This is a genomic window from Gallionella capsiferriformans ES-2 (genome assembly GCF_000145255.1).
In the GTDB taxonomy this organism is placed as follows: domain Bacteria; phylum Pseudomonadota; class Gammaproteobacteria; order Burkholderiales; family Gallionellaceae; genus Gallionella; species Gallionella capsiferriformans.
Genome location: NC_014394.1, coordinates 2,682,554 through 2,700,197, shown reverse-complemented (window position 1 = coordinate 2,700,197; position 17,644 = coordinate 2,682,554). Strand labels below are relative to the sequence as shown.

The following is a 17,644-nucleotide window of genomic DNA, read 5'->3' as shown; positions in this document are numbered from 1 at the left end:
CGTTATCAAAAGTGTTGGATGTTAGACCTGACCCCATGACCGCTTCAATCAGTCATGGTGCTTCACAATATGTTCAATTAATTTCTTCAGATTTGAGAATCTAACTTGACCGAATAATGTAAGTTTACCTTGATACTCATGCTTAAAAAATATCCACCCATTTTTTGAATGCTTGGCGTAATGACCGTGCGCGGAACAATTTCGAAGTAACTTCAGAAGGTCTTTTAACGCTGCGCCATTATTGCTATGGAAAGTCAAACTGCCATACTTCTGCCTGTTACTTCTCTGTCCTTCCCAAGCCTGCTTAACCTCACCAGTATGATTAAACCTAATTAAGCTAATGTCAAAAAGTGGATTGCGACAATCAAATCTCGGAAATTTTTTCCTAAACTTCAGTTCCGTTTCCCACGGTAATAATACAGAACAATACAAAAAATTATGCCACTGTAGTGGCACAGATTTCGGCTCAATTTTTGGATCATTCATATATACATATACCTATCACCATGCAGGATTATTGTTATCCCACAGTTCTAAAGAATTCATCATCTGTTTTAGTGAGCCATATCATTGCCTCAACTATGCTAAATATTGCAGGAATGAATGTCCAGCAAAAAAATAGGTAAGCAATTCCCCAGCCTGGTTGGTTTAAATAAAATTTATGCGCACCAAATCCACCTAGAAACAAAGCCAGAACAATGGCTAATGAACGATTTTTTCTCAACTCAACAACATTTTGCATATTTTGTGCGGTATCAATCAGCTGGTTAGACTTCAATGGTGCGCCGCAGCTTGGGCAGGATGAAGCCAAATCAGAAATTTTATTCCCACATTCCGTGCAATCAATAAGTGCCATTGGACTCCCCTTGTTTAAATTCATTCGTAGTTATTTTAAGTTGTTATACCCCTTCCTAGGAATCTAGGGTCAGGTCTAACATTCCAACATTAGAAAGTCGGGGCCGACCACGATTTTCCGCGCCCCTCCCCGCTTTTATTTAACACCCAACCTTAGGTAATCACCGTCGGTTGTACGCGTCCGGTTCTGGCGACTAGCTGAGACAAATCACCTGCAATGCCGATCAGCTCGGACAGTGCGACCTGAGCGTCCAAGTGGTGGCGGGCGACATCCGGGTCGTATGCTTCCAGATAAATTCGCACGGTAGCGCCCTCTGTGCCGGTACCGGATAGCCGGAAAACGATACGGGAACCGTCGGTGAACAGGATGCGCAAGCCTTGCCCCGTGCTGATGCTGCCATCGACCGGGTCGGTATAGCTAAAGTCGTCGCAGACGTCCACGGTGTAACTGCCGAATTTTTGACCGGGCAAGGTCGCGAAACCGTCTTTGAGGTGCTTCATCACGCCGTTGGCAGCATCAGACGGAATTGCCTCGAAGTCGTGACGGGAATAGACATTGCGGCCGAAATGCGCCCAGTGCGCGCGGGTGATCTCTTCAACTGACTGGCGGCGCACCGCGATGACGTTGAGCCAGAACAGCACGGCCCACAGCCCGTCCTTTTCACGGATATGAGACGAGCCGGTGCCAAAGCTCTCTTCGCCGCACAGGGTGACTTTGCCCGCATCCATCAGATTGCCGAAAAACTTCCATCCGGTGGGCGTTTCAAAACACGGAATGCCCAACTCGACTGCTACGCGATCTACCGCTGCACTGGTCGGCATCGAGCGGGCAACCCCTGCCAGACCTTCACGGTAGCCTGGGGCAAGTTTGGCGTTCGCGGTTAGTATGGCCAGACTGTCGGATGGGTTGACGAAGAAGTGACGGCCCAAAATCATGTTGCGGTCGCCATCGCCATCGGAGGCGGCACCGAAATCGGGCGCGTTTTCACCATAGAGGATTTCGACCAGTTCGTGTGCATAAGTCAGGTTCGGATCGGGGTGGCCGTTGCCGAAATCGGGCAGCGGAACGCAGTTCATGATGCTGTCGACCGGTGCGCCTAAGCGATTTAAAAATATTTCGCGTGCATACGGGCCGTTTACCGCGTGCATCGCATCGAACTTGATGCGGAAGCCGCCGGCAATCAGTGTGCGAATCGCGTCAAAATCGAACAAGGATTCCATCAACTCTGCATAGTCGGCGACCGGGTTGATTACCGACACGGTCATCTTGCCGATGGCATACTCGCCCACGGTATCGAGAGCGACATCCGCCACATCGAGTATGCGGTACTGCATAATCGTTTTGCTCAGTGAAAAAATGGCTTCCGTGATTTTTTCAGGCGCAGGCCCGCCGTTGGCGGTGTTGTATTTGATGCCGAAATCGCCATCCGGCCCGCCCGGATTGTGACTTGCCGACAGAATAATGCCGCCGAAAGTTGCATATTTTCGGATCACACAGGAGGCTGCAGGCGTCGACAGGATGCCGCCCTGACCCACCAGTACCCGACCGAAGCCATTGGCCGCTGCCATTTTCAGGATAATCTGGATTGCTTCGCGGTTGTAATAGCGACCGTCGCCGCCTAATACCAGTGTGGCGCCTTGAGGTGGTGAAATGCTGTCGAAAATGGCCTGAACGAAATTTTCCAGATAGTGAGGTTGCTGGAAGACCGGAACGCGCTTTCTTAATCCCGATGTGCCGGGCTTTTGGTCGCTGAACGGGGTGGTGGTAATCGTTACGGCTGCTGACAAATGTTCTGGCATGTTCATTCCTCCCGACGGTTATAAATTTTATGCGTAATCTTACCACCAGCGATCTGACTGAGTGATGTATATAGCGACTGATTCGATCACTTTCCCCAAAATTGAATTTTCCTGCAATAATTACGAAACTTTGGGAGGAAAAAATGATGAATCAAGATGATTTAAAACGTGCGGTAGCGCTGGCTGCTATTCAATATGTGCCTGCCGATTGTATTGTGGGGGTGGGAACAGGTTCAACCGCCAATTTTTTTATTGATGAGTTGGCCAAAATAAAGAACAAAATCCGGGGTGCCGTGGCAAGTTCTGAGGCTTCCGCAAAGCGTTTGCAGGGGCATGGTATTGAAGTTATGTCGCTGAACGAAGCGGGTGCGCTTGAGGTGTACGTGGATGGCGCGGATGAGATCACGCGGCATATGCATATGCTCAAGGGCGGTGGCGGTGCATTGACCCGCGAAAAAATCGTGGCGGGCGCGAGTCGAAAATTCATTTGCTTGTGTGATGCCAGCAAATTAGTCGATGTGCTGGGTAAATTCCCGTTGCCGATTGAAGTGATTCCAATGGCACGCAGTTCTGTTGCGCGTCAGTTGGTGGCCTTGGGCGGCCAGCCTATGTTGCGTGAAGGATTTACGACCGACAACGGCAATATCATTATCGACGTGCACGGCTTAAAAATTATGAATCCGGTTGAATTGGAATCTGAACTGGATCATATCGCCGGTGTCGTGACCAACGGACTGTTTGCACGTCGTGCGGCTGATGTGCTGCTGCTGGGTACCGCAGACGGCGTGAAAACGATGACGGTCAGCTAGGGGTGGTTGTTCCCTTGTTTTACTAGGGGGACGCCGCTGTCACAAACGCTTCACATTCGTATTATAGAATATACGGTTTAATACTACAGGGTCATACCATGAATACCAGTGATCATACCTCCAAGCAGTTCGATGTCGAACTTGAAGCGATACGCGCCTATGTGTTGCAGATGGGCGGACTGGTAGAGAGCCAGATCAAGAGCGCGATCGTGTCTTTAGTGGATGGCGATGTGGCCTTGATGAACCGGGTGATTGAGGACGATCATCGGGTTAATGCGATGGAAGTTAAGATCGACGAGGCCTGTTCGCAGGTGATTGCGCGCCGCCAGCCGACGGCCAGCGATTTGCGTTTGGTGATGATGGTCGTGAAAACGATTACCGATCTTGAGCGTATCGGCGATGAGGCTGAAAAAATTGCCCGCATGGCTAAGATGTTGTCGCAAAAACACGGGCTGGCGATTCCGCGTTACAACGAAGTCAAGCACGCCTCTGAAATTGCCGTGGATATGCTGCGTAAGTCTTTGGATGCGTTCGCGCGATTGGATGTGCAGATGGCGGCCGATGTGGTGCGTCAGGACGATCTGGTGGATGATGAGTTTCGCTCTATCATGCGCTATTTGATCACCTTCATGATGGAAGATCCGCGCACGATTTCGACCTCGCTGGAAATCTTATTTGTCGCCAAAGCCATTGAGCGCATCGGAGATCATGCCAAAAATATTTCAGAGTATGTCATCTATATGGTCAAAGGGCGCGATGTGCGTCACGTTACGCGCGATGAAATAGAGCGGGAAATCCAGTAGCAATGGAACAACATCCAGTTCTTGCTGCGGTCGATTTAGGGTCAAACAGCTTCAGACTTCAGGTAGCCAAGGTAGAAGGCGAGCAATTGTATATGCTGGACGGATTGCGCGAGCCTGTGCGTCTGGCCGCTGGCCTCACTGCCGACAATTATCTCGATGAGGCAGCCCGGCAGCGTGCGCTGGCCGCGTTAGCGCGTTTTGGCGAGCGTCTGCGCGACTTGCCGCCGGAGGCTGTGCGCGTTGTAGGGACTAACTCGCTGCGTGTGGCAGTCAATGCTGCAGAATTCATCGCCGAGGCTGAGCAGGTGCTGGGCTTTCCCATTGAAGTGATCGCAGGCCGCGAAGAGGCGCGCTTGATTTATATGGGCGTCGCACATGGCCTGCCGCAGTCGGATGATCAGCTGCTGGTGATGGATATCGGTGGCGGTTCGACTGAATTTATTATCGGTCACGGGCTCACGCCACTCAAACTGGAGAGCCTGTACATGGGCTGCGTCAGTTTTAGCAGCCGGTATTTTCCGATGGGGAAAATCACCAAGAATAATTTGGCCCGTGCCGAACTTGCAGCGCGCAGCGAGTTGCAAAATATCGTTGCCGACTATAAAGGGCAATGGCAAAAAGCGATCGGTTCATCGGGGACCGCCAAGGCAATCGCTGAAATTCTGGAATTGAATGGCTGGAGCCGGAGCGGGATTACGCGCGAAGGGCTCGATTTATTCCGGGCGCATCTGCTCAAAGTGGGCGATGTGCACAAGTTGACACTGCTGGGATTGCGTCCGGACCGTCTGCCTGCGCTCGCGGGCGGCTTTGCCATTATGTATGCCGCGTTTGATGAATTGGGTATCGAACACATGCAGTTGGGTTTGAGCGCGCTGCGCGAAGGCGTGCTCTACGATTTGTGGGGACGTTTTCACAACAACGATATGCGAGATGTGACTGTCAGGCATTTCATGCGCCGCTATCACGTTGATGTCAAACAGGTTGAGCGCGTGACGAGGCTGTCCGATGTGCTGGCAAGGCAGTTTTTCGGTTCGGAGGTGAATGCGCAGGCGTTGCAGGTGCTGGGGTGGGTTGCCAGTTTGCACGGCGTGGGTATCCGGGTCGCACACAATGGCTATCAAAAACATACCGCTTATATTCTCGCCAATGCCGATATGCCCGGGTTTTCCAAGAAGGAGCAGAATAGACTCAGTTTGCTGGCCTTGGCGCATCGGGGGAGTCTGAAAAAATTGCAGGGGCTGCTGACGGAAACTGAGGACTGTCTGCTCGTGATGAGTTTAAGGCTGGCCGCGTTGTTTTATCGCAACCGAAGCGATGTCGTGCTGCCTGATATGGCGGCCAGTTGTAACGGGGCTAAATTTTCGCTAGCTATCGATGCCGGCTGGCTGAAGCAAAATCCACTGACAGAGACCGCCTTGCAGGAAGAAGTGAAGCAGTGGAAATCGCTGGGTGTTGCCGTACAACTCATCAAAAAATAAATTCCAGTGCACTTCGGTGGTAAACTCCGGCGCGAAGCTGGCCAGACAGTCGCCGCGCACCTTGGGTGCGGGGAGGAAAGTCCGGGCTCCAGAGAGCAGAATGCCGGTTAACGGCCGGACACCGTGAGGTGATGGAAAGTGCCACAGAAAATATACCGCCGATGGCTGCGTAAGCAGCACAGGTAAGGGCGAAATGGCGAGGTAAGAGCTCACCGCGCTGGTGGCAACATCAGTGGCAGGGTAAACCCCATTCGGAGCAAGATCAAATAGGCTGACTATGACGTGGCTCGCGTCGTCAGCGGGTAGATTGCTTGAGCGTCAGGTAACGAAACGCCTAGAGGAATGACTGTCCACGACAGAACCCGGCTTATCGGCCAGCTTCACCTTCTCTTCATTAAATTCCCTTGATTATAGCGGTGGGCCTGTGGTTCTTTATCCGCATGCCGCGCGTATCGGCTTTGAGTGTCGCGGAATTCAAAATTCCGGTTAAAATTGGTCTTATTGCCATTCACTACTTGCCATCATGCTGATCGGTTTTGTCGCACTTTACTTGTTGTTGTCGATCGGCATTGGGGTGTATGCCTCGACGCGTGTACACAATGCGCGCGATTTTGTGGTGGCCGGACGCAATCTGCCCCTGCCTGTCGTGACGGCAACGGTGTTCGCCACCTGGTTCGGCGCGGAAACGGTGCTGGGAATTTCCGCCACCTTTGTCAAAGATGGCTTGAGCGGCGTGGTGGCGGACCCGTTTGGCGCGAGCCTGTGTCTGATTATCGCCGGATTGTTTTTTGCAGGGCGTCTGTACCGCATGAATCTGCTGACCATAGGCGATTATTACCGGGCGCGTTACAGTCGGTCGGTCGAGTTGATCATGACGCTCTGCATCATGATTTCCTATCTGGGTTGGGTGTCCGCGCAGGTTACTGCGCTGGGGTTGGTATTCAATCTGGTGAGCGGCGGGGCGATCGATCAGTCGACCGGCATGGTGATCGGCACGGCGATCGTGCTGGGTTACACCATGTTTGGCGGGATGTGGTCGGTGGCGTTGCTCGATTTTGTGCAGATGATGGTCATTATGGCGGGCCTGCTGTTCATCGCCGTGCTGGTGGGGCATGACGCAGGTGGCGCGGCTCATGTCATCAGTCATGCGCAGGATGCCGGTCGATTGCAACTTTTGCCGCACGGCGGCTACGAGGTCTGGATTCCCTTTGTCGGTGCGCTGCTGACGATGATGCTGGGCTCTATTCCGCAGCAGGACGTGTTTCAGCGCATGACCTCGGCGAAAAATGAGAAAACGGCCGTGACAGGCTCTGTGTTAGGCGGTGTGCTGTATTTCGGCTTTGCCTTTGTGCCGATGTTTTTAGCTTATGCCGCAACGTTGATCGATCCTAAAGTTTTCGGTGATTTAATTGCGACAGACTCGCAGAGGGTGTTGCCGACGCTGATTTTGACGCATACGCCGCTGATTGCGCAGATATTTTTCTTCGGCGCACTCTTGTCGGCGATCATGAGTACGGCGTCCGCCACGTTGCTCGCGCCCTCAGTGATGTTCACGGAAAATATACTTAAGCACTTTGCCTTAAAACACATGAGCGACAGCCAAATGCTGCGCACCATGCGCATCATCGTGGTGACTTTCGGTTGCACCGTGCTGTGGTTTGCACTGCATTCCAATGCAAGTATTTTCAAGATGGTTGAAAACGCCTACAAAATCACGCTGGTGGGCGCGTTTGTGCCGCTGGTGTTCGGACTTTACTGGAAACGCGCCAATAACCGCGGGGCGCTGCTGTCGATTGCGCTGGGCCTGATTTCCTGGCTGCTGATGGAAAAATTTTACAGCGGGACGGTCTGGCCGCCGCAACTGGTCGGCTTGTTGTGCAGCGTGGCCGGCATGCTGGCAGGTTCGTTGCTGCCGAAAAGAATGCTGCGCCATCGCCCTGCACGTCAGATAAGCTAAACAGTGTCATCATACTGTCATAAATTCTTCATACTCTGGCAACCTCAACCGAAGGAGTCATGATGAGTGCAAAGATTTTGATTGTGGAAGACGAACCTGCAATACAGGAATTATTGGTTTTTAATGTGACTCAGGCAGGCTTTGTGGCGCTGCGCGCAAGCGATGCAGAAGAGGCTTGGCAGCAGATACGCGATTATGCGCCGGATCTGATCTTGCTTGACTGGATGCTGCCCTCGACCAGTGGCGTGGTGCTGGCAAAACAGTTGCGTTCGGAAGCGCGCACCAAGGATGTACCGATTATCATGCTGACGGCGCGCGGCGACGAGCGCGATAAGGTGCTGGGTCTTGAGTCGGGTGCGGATGATTACATCACTAAACCATTCTCGCCGCGCGAATTGATGGCGCGCATCCGCGCCGTGATGCGCCGGCATATTCCGACTTTGTCTGAAGATAAAGTCGCCTCAGGGGGGCTTGAGTTGTCACCGACGTCACATCGCGTGACGGCTAAAGGGCTGACGATAGAACTCGGGCCGACCGAATTTCGCCTGTTACATTTCTTTATGACCCATGCCGAGCGCGTGTATAGTCGCACGCAATTACTCGATCAGGTGTGGGGGACACAGGTGTTTGTCGAAGAGCGCACGGTGGATGTGCATATCCGGCGTTTGCGTGCCTCCTTAGAGGCCAGTGGTCTGGACGGGTTGATCCAGACGGTGCGGGGCAGTGGCTATCGTTTTTCAACGAATAGTTGATTTTTTAATCGGTCAGGCAGTTATATCAGGGGGTCGCTTGCAGGAATTTTGGATACGGGTGAGCATGCCGATTATTTTCAGCGCACTGGTGGCGCTGTTATTGTGGGGCATTTTTTCCGCCAATATCGCGCTGATTTTTTTGCTGGTGGTGATGTTGCTCGTCATGATGCGCCATGCCCGACAATTGTATCGTCTGGGTGAGTGGCTTAAGGAAGCGCGCATCGAGACGATACCGGAAGCGGGCGGGATATGGGACGAATTGTTCTCGCGGCTGTACAAAATGGTCAAACGACACAAGCTGACCAAACAGAAGCTGGCCAATGAACTCCTCAATATCGAGCAGGCGACCGCTGCGTTGCCGGAAGGCGTGGCGAGTCTGAATGAAGCGAACCGGATCGAGTGGTGCAATCCGCTAGCCGAGCATCACTTTGGCCTGAATGCACAGCGCGACATCATGCAGGACATCACCTATCTGGTGCGTCAGCCGGAGTTTATCGATTATCTGCAGGCGGGCGATTTTGCAGCACCGCTGGTGATGCGCTCTGCCCGTCACGACGATATGGTGTTGTCCATCAAGCTGGTTTTTTATGGCGACAATAAGCGATTGCTGATCAGTCGCGACATCACCCAGCTCGAACGCATCGAAACCATGCGGCGCGACTTTGTCGCAAACGTGTCACATGAATTGCGCACGCCTTTAACGGTGGTGAACGGCTTTGTCGAAAACCTGCAGGATATGCCCGATTTGTCCCACGATAAAATTCAGCGTGCCTTGCAACTGATGGCTGAGCAGACGCGTCGCATGGATCATCTGGTGTCGGATCTTTTGACCTTGTCGCGTCTGGAAAGCGATCAGAGTCCGTTGAAAATCGAGAGTGTCGATATGTATTCTTTGCTGAGCGAGGTGAGTTTGGACGGGGAAATGTTGAGCGGGGGACGCCACCAGCACAGCATGGATGCGACCGGACCTGCCAAACTATCCGGCAACCGGGATGAATTGCGCAGTGCGTTTTCCAATCTGGTCAGCAATGCGGTGCGTTATACCCCCGATGGCGGTACGATCAGTTTGCGCTGGTACTCTCGTGCAGGTCAGCCGGTATTTTCCGTGCGGGACAGCGGTATCGGCATCGAGGCGCAGCATATTCCGCGCTTGACTGAGCGTTTTTACCGGGTGGATCGCAGTCGTTCGCGCGAGACTGGCGGTACCGGGTTAGGGCTTGCGATCGTCAAACACATCGCGCTGCGCCATCAGGCTAAGCTTGAAGTTTGCAGTGAAGAAGGGCGTGGCAGCACCTTTTCGCTGGTGTTTCCTGAAAAACGTATCGTCTGAAAACCGCAGGCTTTATTTTTTGATGGTGAAGCTTGCGCGTTCGAAATTGAAGCCTTGCTCGACGCTAAAGCCTAGCGTTGCCTGCATGATCCGGCCATCCTGATGTATCAGTTCGATAATCCTGCCAGCCTCAAAGCGGTTGCGCGGAAGAATCAGACTGGCAGGCGTTTTGAGGGCGGGTAAGGCGGGCAACAAAAAAGCATATTCCGCGGGGAGGGGCTGATTGAGGGGGCGTATGCGTACCGGCTCTGGCTGTCCTGGAAAATACCTCACACCCGTTTTCAGCTTTCCGTCTTGCATGACGCGTATCCACACCGTGGCCGCGAGCGCTGCGTGATGTACCGTATGCAGCGCGATGAGTTGCCGGCGCTTCAATTTTGAACCGTTCGCATCGGTGCGGACCAGGCAGGCACCCATAATGCTTTCATCTTTCATCTGCCAGTTTTCCGGCCTCGACGCGCTATCGGCCTCGTCCGTGGTGTCAGCGCTGAAGAGTCTGGTTTGAAAGATGCGCGCTGGCTCGCCAACAACAGTCGTCGGTAAATTAACTGGGCGTCTTACGCACGCCCTAAGCTGTTTTTTCTCACACCAGTTTTGATGCGCTAAGGATAGCAGCTCCAGACAGGCCTGACGATCTGATTGATTTCCCAAACCGACTTGCAGCGGCGTTTGTCCCTGTTGCAACAAAATAATTTTTACACGCAGCAGTTTGCTCAGCGGCACCATAGGCAGGTAACGCATGGATGCATGACCTGAGATTTCTGTCGTGCTTTGCAAGCCCTGGCTGCCTGATAAATCAATGGCCAGTGGCGGTGCGTCGTTAAGGCTGGTGGCATAATGATTTGCAATGGTGAGCGTGTTGCTCCAAAGCGAGAGCCAGATGTCGATTTGCTGCAATTGCCAGCGTGTCAGCTGAGCCGGATCGGCATAACAGACCAGCAGCGTCTTGAGATAACTGGCTGTGCAATTGGACTGTGCGCCTGTTTCGCTATGTTGAAACGCCTGTTGTTCTGCGTAGGCGTAAAGCTCATGCAGCTGGTGCCAGAGTCCGGGCGGGCATTCGTAGCCGGTGCGCAGATATTCAAGTATTTTCAGTCCGGTGAAGTGCAGGCAGCGCTGGCATAACAGCGCGCCATGTCTGGCCAGTTGTTTTTCGCCGGAGATGAAGGATTGCAAGCCGCGCTGATAGCCGGCAATCATCGCCTGCCACAGGTGTAACAAAGAGTTGAAGGTCAGTAATTCGAGGTCGTTTAAAGGCAACGCTTTATCGAGCAGTTTTTTGGCCAGATCCGTCTGTATAAACCCCACCGTTTCTTGCAACAGTTCAAGGATATCCAGTCGGTCTTGACCGCGCATCGGGTAGCGGTTCAACTCGCCCAGCTCTTTGAGCAGGCGCCCGTGAGCTTGCTGCAGGTTGGTTAATTGCAGTTGATTCAACCATGTCGCGCAACCGGCCGCATCCTTGAAAATCGGATTGGCACGATCATCGGTCGGTTCAAGCGGCAGGGTCAGCATAATTTAATCGTAGCAGGATCGTGAATTCAGGAGTGAGGATTGAGTGAAAGTAAAAACCAGAGTACGGGTTGTGCTCAATCCTCAGTCCTCAATCCTCAATCCTCAATCCTCAATCCTCAATCCTAAAGTAGTACACGCTCAATGCCGCCCTTGTTGGTTTTTTCGACAAAATCGGCCATCCAGTTATCCCCGAGTAGATGTTTCGCCATTTCGACGACGATGTAATCGGACGTCGTGCCGCTGTCATCAGCGTAGCGGGACAGCCCTTGCTGGCAGGCGGGGCAGGACGTGAGGATCTTGATTTCTCCGGCAAAACCGTCAGCGCGCAACGCATCGGCCCCTTTTTTCATTTCTTCTTCCTTACGGAAGCGGACCTGGGTTGCGATATGCGGCTGTGCTACGCCAAAGGTGCCGGATTCGCCGCAGCAGCGCTCGTTGATCGGCACCGTGGTTCCCATCAGCGTGTCGACCACCTTTTGCGTTTGATGCGTTTTCATCGGCGAGTGGCAAGGTTCGTGGTACATGTAACGCGTGCCTTCCACGCCTGCCAGGGCCACGTTTTTTTCCAGCAGATATTCATGGATGTCGAGCAGCCGGCAGCCGGGGAAAATCTTGTCAAACTGGTATTTGAGTAATTGATCCATGCAGGTGCCGCACGACACGATCACCGTCTTGATATTCAGGTAGTTCAGCGTATTGGCAACGCGATGGAACAGCACGCGGTTGTCGGTGGTGATCTGAGCTGCTTTGTCGCCCTGACCGGATGCATTTTGCGGATAACCACAGCACAGGTAGCCCGGCGGCAGCACGGTGATCGCGCCTGTTTCATACAGCATGGCTTGCGTGGCAAGCCCCACCTGGCCGAACAAGCGCTCCGAGCCGCAACCCGGGAAATAGAACACGGCTTCGGACTCTTCGCTGGCGCGGTGCGGATTGCGGATAATCGGGATCACGCTGTTGTCTTCGATGTCGAGCAGCGCGCGCGAGGTTTTCTTCGGCAAATTGCCTGGCATCGGTTTGTTGATGAAATGGATCACGCGCGACTGCAGTGTCGGCTTGCCGACTGTGGCCGGAGGGTGCGCGATTTGCTTCTTGAACAGTCCGAGCCGCTTGCCGATGCCGTGAGCGACACGCTGCGCCTTGTACGACCATTCGATCAGGACTTTTCGCATCAATGCAATTGAGACGGGATCGGTGGTGTTCAGATACAGCATCGAGGTGGCGGCAATCGGGTTGAATTTCTTCTTGCCCTGTTTGCGTAAAAAATTGCGCATCGCCATCGAGACATCGCCGAAATCGATATTCACCGGACACGGATTCAGGCACTTGTGGCAGACGGTGCAATGGTCTGCCACATCGTTGAATTCGTCGAAATGCTGGATAGAGATGCCGCGCCGCGTTTGTTCCTCGTACAGGAAAGCCTCGACCAGCAAGGAGGTGGCGAGGATCTTGTTGCGCGGCGAGTACAGCAGATTGGCGCGCGGCACATGGGTGGTGCACACCGGTTTGCATTTTCCGCAGCGCAGGCAATCCTTGATTGAATCGGCAATTTCGCCCAGTTCGCTTTTCTCCAGAATCAGACTTTCCATCTCCATCAGGTTGAAGCTCGGCGTATAGGCGCGGTCGAGGTTGCTGCCGGGCAGCAGTTTTCCCTTGTTGAAGCGGCCTTCCGGGTCCACCCGATTTTTATAGGCGATAAACGGCGCAATTTCTTTTTCGTCCAGATAGTCGAACTTGGTGATGCCGATGCCGTGCTCGCCGGAAATCACCCCGCCCAGATCCTTGGCCAGTTGCATGATGCGGTCAACTGCCCGGTAGGCCTGTTGCAGCATCTCGTAGTTGTCCGAGTTCACCGGGATATTGGTGTGCACGTTACCATCGCCTGCGTGCATGTGCAGTGCGACGAACACGCGTCCCTTGAGCACCTGCTGATGAATCGCTGTGCAACGCTCGAGCACCGGCTGATAGGTGCTGCCGCTGAAGAGGTGGCGCAGTTTTTCGCGCAGCTCCAGTTTCCATGAGGCGCGCATAGAGTGATTTTGCAGCGCTTCAAAGACATTGCTTTCTGTCGATTCAGCGCTGGGCTGATCGAGGTTGTCGCGCAGCCATTCCCAGCGCGTACGCACCTCGGACAGCAGTTTTTTCGCGTCTTCCGCACGGTTACCTAACAGCTCTGCATCGCCCAGCTGTTTGTCATCCTGATAATACAGCGGCAGGTCGCCTGAAAAAAACTCATCTAAGGCATCCAGCAGTTCGATTTTGTTGGCGAGCGACAGTTCGATGTTGATGCGCTCAATGCCGTCGCAATAGTCACCCATGCGCGGTAACGGAATCACCACGTCTTCGTTGATCTTGAAGGCGTTGGTGTGTTTTGCGATCGCGGCGGTGCGCGCGCGGTCCAGCCAGAATTTCTTGCGCGCGTCATGAGAGACGGCGATGAAGCCTTCGCCGTGGCGCAGATTGGCCAGTCGCACGATTTCGGACGCGGCGGCAGCGGCAGCGTCTGCATCGTCGCTTACCACATCCGCGACCAGTACCATCTTGGGGCGGGTGCCGCGACGGGATTTGGTCGCATAGCCTACCGCCTTGAGATAACGTTCGTCCAGATGTTCTAATCCTGCCAGAAATACCGGCGCAGTGGCGTGGGGTGAGAGGGGCATCGCGGCGTTGCGCTTGTTAAACAGTTCGGTGATTTCGACAATCGCCGGTACCGCTTCCCTGACTTGACCGAAGAACTCGAGACACACCGTGCGCGTGTGGGTATGGGCACGGTGCAAAATGAAGCGCGCCGAGGTGATGATGCCGTCGCAACCCTCTTTTTGGATGCCCGGCAGGCCGGAGAGAAACTTGTCCGTTACATCTTTGCCCAGCCCCGTTTTACGGAAGGCGCTGCCCGGAATCGTCAGCAGTTCGGGTGCGCCGTGCGGCGTCTTGCCGTCCGCTTCAAAGCGGCTGATGCGGAAAGTAGTGCTGGCGACATCGTGGATTTTGCCCAAATTGTGGTTTAGACGTTCAACGATCATCCACAGTCCGTCCGGGGTCACCATGCGCCACGATGCCAGATTGTCCAGTGCCGTGCCCCACAGTACAGCCTTCTTGCCGCCTGCGTTCATCGAGACGTTACCGCCGATGCAGGAGGCATCCGCCGAGGTTGGATCGACTGCGAACACCAGTCCGTTGTTTTCCGCCGCTTCCATCACGCGGCGCGTCACGACCCCAGCGCCGCAATGGATGGTGGCGTAGGGGGTGTCAAGACCGGGCAGAATGGTTTGTTCGATGGCTGAGATCGCATCGAGTTTTTCGGTGTTAATTACCGCCGAAAATTTATCCAGCAGCACGGCGCCGCCGGTGTAGCCTGTGCCGCCGCCTCTGGGCACGATGGTGAGCCCGAGCGCGATGCAGCTGCGCACCAGCGCTGCGATTTCTTCTTCCGTGTCGGGATGCAGTACGACGAATGGGTATTCTACGCGCCAGTCGGTGGCATCCGTGACGTGCGAGACGCGTGCTAAACCGTCGAACTGGATGTTGTCGCGGCGGGTGATGCGGGTCAGTTCGCGCAATGCGCGTTTGCGTAAGCGCAGGGTCTGCTCGAATTCATCTGAAAACTGATTCACCGCAACGCGGGCCAGTTCGAGCAGCCGTTTGACGATGACATTGTCCTGACGCCGGTCATCGATTGCATTGAGTCTGTGGTGCAGTGCGTCGATCAGCGCGCCGCGCCGCTTTTTGTTGCCCAGCAAATCGTCCTGCAAATACGGATTGCGCGTCACGACCCAGATATCGCCCAGCACTTCGTAGAGCATCTGCGCAGAGCGCCCGGTGCGTCGCTCGCTTCTCAGGGTGTTGATGATGTCCCAGGCTTCAGAACCTAACAATCGTTGGACGATTTCGCGGTCTGAGAACGAGGTGTAGTTATAGGGGATTTCACGTAAACGCACAGTCATGATGTTCCTTGCGGCAGCCTGCGGGGTAGCGCTGCCGAATTTAATAATTGTCTGGCGCGTATTTTACCTGATTGCAGCGACACGCTCGACCCTGACCTGATTGAGGATAAAATGCTGCATGGATACGAACGATAAAACGGCGCGCGTTTTTTTCGCGCTATGGCCCGACAGGACTGAGCGGGGCGGACTTTCCGGCTGGCAGCCGCCGCTTTTAGCATGCTGTGGCGGGCGGGTGATGCGTACCGATACATTGCACGCCACGCTGGTTTTTTTGGGCGAAGTTGAGGCAGTTCAGCTCGAAGCGTTGAAACTGGCGGCCGCTGAAGTCAGCGTTGCGCGTTTTGAACTTTGTTTCGATGAGGCGCATTACTGGGGCCACAATCATATTGTGTATGCAGCGCCACGCACGCTGCCGCCTCAACTGATAGAATTAGTGCGTGAACTGGAACAAAATTTGCTCCGCCATCGTTTCGCGTTCGAGCGGCGTGAGTATAAGCCGCATATCACCCTGTTACGCAATGCGCACTGGACGGATAAGCCGCTGCCGGGTATGTCGCAGGTTTGCTGGCATGTCCGTGAATTTGTGCTGCTGGAGTCTGCCGCGTCAAGTTACCGGATACTGGCGCGTTTTTGTTTGATGTGAAATATATGAAAAATAAATCAGCAATCGTGGCATGCGTGCTGTTGTGTTCAATCTCATCGGCGTATGCCGATGCTTTTGCGACCTGCGCGCAGACATTTAAAAATGACGCTGTGCAACGTTTGAACTGTTTCGATGAGGCGTTAACGGCTTCGACGATGGCTCACTCAGCTGCCACTGTGCAGCTTCCGTCTGACACAGTAGAGGAGGTGAAGCCTGTGGCCGAACCGCTGATTAGCAAGCAGGCGCGCTCTTATTTGACACGGGTATGGAATCTGGATAATCGTATGCACCGCAATTCGAGTGCGCTAGATCGTCTGACGCCGCATAAACAAAGCTATCTGGTTGTGCGTGACACCAGCAGGGTAAATAATCTGCCCTACTCTCCAGCGCCAGCTCATACTGTCTTAACGCCCTACAATATGGATGCGCTCGAAACCAAGTTTCAGCTCAGTTTCAAAACGGATATCGGTACGCTGGAAAATATCGATCTGTGGGGATTAAAAACGCTGCGGGTGTGGGGGGCATATACACAGCAATCGCACTGGCAGGTATTTAATTCTCGCAACTCATCACCGTTTCGTGAAACGAATTATGAGCCTGAATTGATTGCGGCCTTTGGCACGGGCAGGGAATCGGGATGGAAGCTGCTCAATTTGGGAATTGTCCATCAATCGAATGGACGGACCAATCCCGAATCGCGCAGCTGGAACCGTTTGTATGCGCAAGGCGGTTGGGAGTGGGATAACTTTTCCCTGCTGGCGCGAGGTTGGTGGCGCATTCCTGAGAAAGCTGCGACGGATGATAATCCTGATATCGTGCATTATCTCGGGCGCGGCGATCTGGTCGCGCGCTGGGAGCCGGACAGCAAATCGCAGGCCGTGGCACTGCTGGTACGCAATAATTTCAATTTGAATCAAAACATCGGGTTTACCCAGTTGGACTGGTCTATGCCGGTTGCATTGGGTCATGCGGCCCGTTTGCACGCGCAATTTGGCACGGGTTACGGCGAGAGCATGCTCGATTACAACCACCGTCAGACGACATTGGGTCTGGGTGTCTCATTCAGGGAGTGGTAACGATGTCGGATCAGGAAATTTCACACTATCAACGCATCGGCGGGGCAGAAAAAGTTCGCGAACTGGTCAGCCGCTTTTATCAATTGATGGACGGATTGCCCGAAGCCTATGGCATCCGCAAGATGCACGCGGATAATTTACAAAGTGCGAACGATAAACTCTTCAAATTTTTATCCGGCTGGATGGGCGGGCCGCAACTGTTTGTCGAAGAGTATGGACACCCGATGCTGCGCCGCCGCCATCTGCCCTTCACCATTGATGATGCCGCGCGCGATCAGTGGATGCTGTGCATGAATCAGGCGCTGGGTGACGTGGTGAACGATGCGGTTTTGCGTCAGGAATTGTCGGAGGCATTCACCAAAGTCGCCGATCATATGCGCAACCGGTAAGAGGCGTCATTGCGACCGCGAGCTTCGCGTAGCGTCTGGTAATCCAGCTTATGGATTTAACTTCTTGCATCGTTGCGTCTCGTCACAGCTTTACGAGACTCCCGGCTAAAGGCAACTTCTCGCAACGATGGTTTGGCAGCACTTGATTAGCTATGTAGCTAATATCTAAGCATGGGAGAAACTGCTAAATTGTGTCCCGCTGTATTTATAGCGCATGTATTCAATGAATGTATGACGACTTTGCAAACTGATATTGCAATGCATCAAAGCAGATATTGGCGATGAGCGGCAAT

14 protein-coding genes and 1 other RNA gene are annotated in these 17,644 nt (G+C 53.7%); 10 read left to right on the top strand and 5 right to left on the bottom strand.

Annotated elements, in window-relative coordinates:
• Window positions 1-48 precede the first annotated feature (48 nt).
• The 3 genes from GALF_RS12490 to GALF_RS12480 form a co-directional block, all read right to left on the bottom strand.
• A complete protein-coding gene (locus GALF_RS12490; RefSeq protein WP_013294426.1) occupies window positions 49-486 on the bottom strand; it encodes a hypothetical protein in 438 nt (145 codons plus the stop codon).
• Between the two features lie 34 nt (window positions 487-520).
• The gene (locus GALF_RS12485; RefSeq protein WP_013294425.1) at window positions 521-856 is read right to left on the bottom strand and encodes a TM2 domain-containing protein; all 336 of its coding nucleotides are present in this window, start codon (window positions 854-856) and stop codon (window positions 521-523) included.
• A 152-nt stretch (window positions 857-1,008) separates the two neighbouring features.
• A complete protein-coding gene (locus GALF_RS12480) occupies window positions 1,009-2,655 on the bottom strand; it encodes an alpha-D-glucose phosphate-specific phosphoglucomutase (protein ID WP_013294424.1) in 1,647 nt (548 codons plus the stop codon).
• Window positions 2,656-2,798: 143 nt separating this feature from the next.
• On the opposite strand from GALF_RS12480, the gene rpiA reads away from it, so the two are divergent.
• The 7 genes from rpiA (at window position 2,799) to phoR (ending at window position 9,784) form a co-directional block, all read left to right on the top strand.
• Window positions 2,799-3,464, top strand: a complete 666-nt coding sequence (gene rpiA / locus GALF_RS12475; RefSeq protein ID WP_013294423.1) for a ribose-5-phosphate isomerase RpiA — start codon at window positions 2,799-2,801, stop codon at window positions 3,462-3,464.
• 98 nt (window positions 3,465-3,562) lie between these two features.
• Window positions 3,563-4,267, top strand: coding sequence for a phosphate signaling complex protein PhoU (gene phoU, locus GALF_RS12470; RefSeq protein WP_013294422.1), 705 nt, complete (start codon window positions 3,563-3,565; stop codon window positions 4,265-4,267).
• Window positions 4,268-4,269: 2 nt separating this feature from the next.
• A complete protein-coding gene (ppx, locus tag GALF_RS12465; protein WP_013294421.1) occupies window positions 4,270-5,745 on the top strand; it encodes an exopolyphosphatase in 1,476 nt (491 codons plus the stop codon).
• A gap of 33 nt (window positions 5,746-5,778) precedes the next feature.
• Window positions 5,779-6,131: RNase P RNA component class A (gene rnpB / locus GALF_RS15185), an RNA gene on the top strand.
• Window positions 6,132-6,268: 137 nt separating this feature from the next.
• Window positions 6,269-7,702, top strand: coding sequence for a sodium:solute symporter family protein (locus GALF_RS12460; RefSeq protein ID WP_013294420.1), 1,434 nt, complete (start codon window positions 6,269-6,271; stop codon window positions 7,700-7,702).
• A 62-nt stretch (window positions 7,703-7,764) separates the two neighbouring features.
• A complete protein-coding gene (gene phoB, locus GALF_RS12455; protein WP_013294419.1) occupies window positions 7,765-8,454 on the top strand; it encodes a phosphate regulon transcriptional regulator PhoB in 690 nt (229 codons plus the stop codon).
• A gap of 58 nt (window positions 8,455-8,512) precedes the next feature.
• The gene (gene phoR, locus GALF_RS12450) at window positions 8,513-9,784 is read left to right on the top strand and encodes a phosphate regulon sensor histidine kinase PhoR (protein ID WP_317623722.1); all 1,272 of its coding nucleotides are present in this window, start codon (window positions 8,513-8,515) and stop codon (window positions 9,782-9,784) included.
• A 12-nt stretch (window positions 9,785-9,796) separates the two neighbouring features.
• On the opposite strand, the gene GALF_RS12445 is transcribed toward phoR, so the two are convergent.
• Window positions 9,797-11,299: a hypothetical protein gene (locus tag GALF_RS12445; RefSeq protein WP_013294417.1), complete on the bottom strand. Its 1,503-nt coding sequence runs from the start codon at window positions 11,297-11,299 to the stop codon at window positions 9,797-9,799.
• 122 nt (window positions 11,300-11,421) lie between these two features.
• Window positions 11,422-15,243 carry a DUF3683 domain-containing protein gene (locus tag GALF_RS12440; protein ID WP_013294416.1) on the bottom strand — a complete coding sequence of 1,274 codons (3,822 nt, stop codon included), beginning with the start codon at window positions 15,241-15,243 and terminating at the stop codon, window positions 11,422-11,424.
• 118 nt (window positions 15,244-15,361) lie between these two features.
• Here GALF_RS12440 and thpR point away from each other — a divergent pair, with 118 nt between their 5' ends.
• The 3 genes from thpR to GALF_RS12425 are packed head-to-tail and all read left to right on the top strand — an operon-like array spanning window position 15,362 to window position 17,351.
• Window positions 15,362-15,886, top strand: a complete 525-nt coding sequence (thpR, locus tag GALF_RS12435) for an RNA 2',3'-cyclic phosphodiesterase (RefSeq protein WP_013294415.1) — start codon at window positions 15,362-15,364, stop codon at window positions 15,884-15,886.
• A gap of 5 nt (window positions 15,887-15,891) precedes the next feature.
• Window positions 15,892-16,962 carry a phospholipase A gene (locus tag GALF_RS12430; protein ID WP_013294414.1) on the top strand — a complete coding sequence of 357 codons (1,071 nt, stop codon included), beginning with the start codon at window positions 15,892-15,894 and terminating at the stop codon, window positions 16,960-16,962.
• 2 nt (window positions 16,963-16,964) lie between these two features.
• Entirely contained in the window at window positions 16,965-17,351 is a 387-nt protein-coding gene (locus GALF_RS12425) for a group II truncated hemoglobin (RefSeq protein ID WP_013294413.1), read from the top strand.
• The last annotated feature ends 293 nt before the right edge of the window (window positions 17,352-17,644 follow it).

Excerpts from the sequence above, each read along its gene's own strand:
- GALF_RS12480 (WP_013294424.1), bottom strand. The coding sequence starts at position 2,655 with ATGCCAGAACATTTGTCAGCAGCCGTAACGATTACCACCACCCCGTTC.
- GALF_RS12490 (WP_013294426.1), bottom strand. The coding sequence starts at position 486 with ATGAATGATCCAAAAATTGAGCCGAAATCTGTGCCACTACAGTGGCAT.
- GALF_RS12425 (WP_013294413.1), top strand. The coding sequence starts at position 16,965 with ATGTCGGATCAGGAAATTTCACACTATCAACGCATCGGCGGGGCAGAA.
- GALF_RS12430 (WP_013294414.1), top strand. The coding sequence starts at position 15,892 with ATGAAAAATAAATCAGCAATCGTGGCATGCGTGCTGTTGTGTTCAATC.
- GALF_RS12445 (WP_013294417.1), bottom strand. The coding sequence starts at position 11,299 with ATGCTGACCCTGCCGCTTGAACCGACCGATGATCGTGCCAATCCGATT.
- phoU (WP_013294422.1), top strand. The coding sequence starts at position 3,563 with ATGAATACCAGTGATCATACCTCCAAGCAGTTCGATGTCGAACTTGAA.
- GALF_RS12460 (WP_013294420.1), top strand. The coding sequence starts at position 6,269 with ATGCTGATCGGTTTTGTCGCACTTTACTTGTTGTTGTCGATCGGCATT.
- phoB (WP_013294419.1), top strand. The coding sequence starts at position 7,765 with ATGAGTGCAAAGATTTTGATTGTGGAAGACGAACCTGCAATACAGGAA.
- GALF_RS12485 (WP_013294425.1), bottom strand. The coding sequence starts at position 856 with ATGGCACTTATTGATTGCACGGAATGTGGGAATAAAATTTCTGATTTG.
- GALF_RS12440 (WP_013294416.1), bottom strand. The coding sequence starts at position 15,243 with ATGACTGTGCGTTTACGTGAAATCCCCTATAACTACACCTCGTTCTCA.
- rpiA (WP_013294423.1), top strand. The coding sequence starts at position 2,799 with ATGATGAATCAAGATGATTTAAAACGTGCGGTAGCGCTGGCTGCTATT.
- ppx (WP_013294421.1), top strand. The coding sequence starts at position 4,270 with ATGGAACAACATCCAGTTCTTGCTGCGGTCGATTTAGGGTCAAACAGC.
- thpR (WP_013294415.1), top strand. The coding sequence starts at position 15,362 with ATGGATACGAACGATAAAACGGCGCGCGTTTTTTTCGCGCTATGGCCC.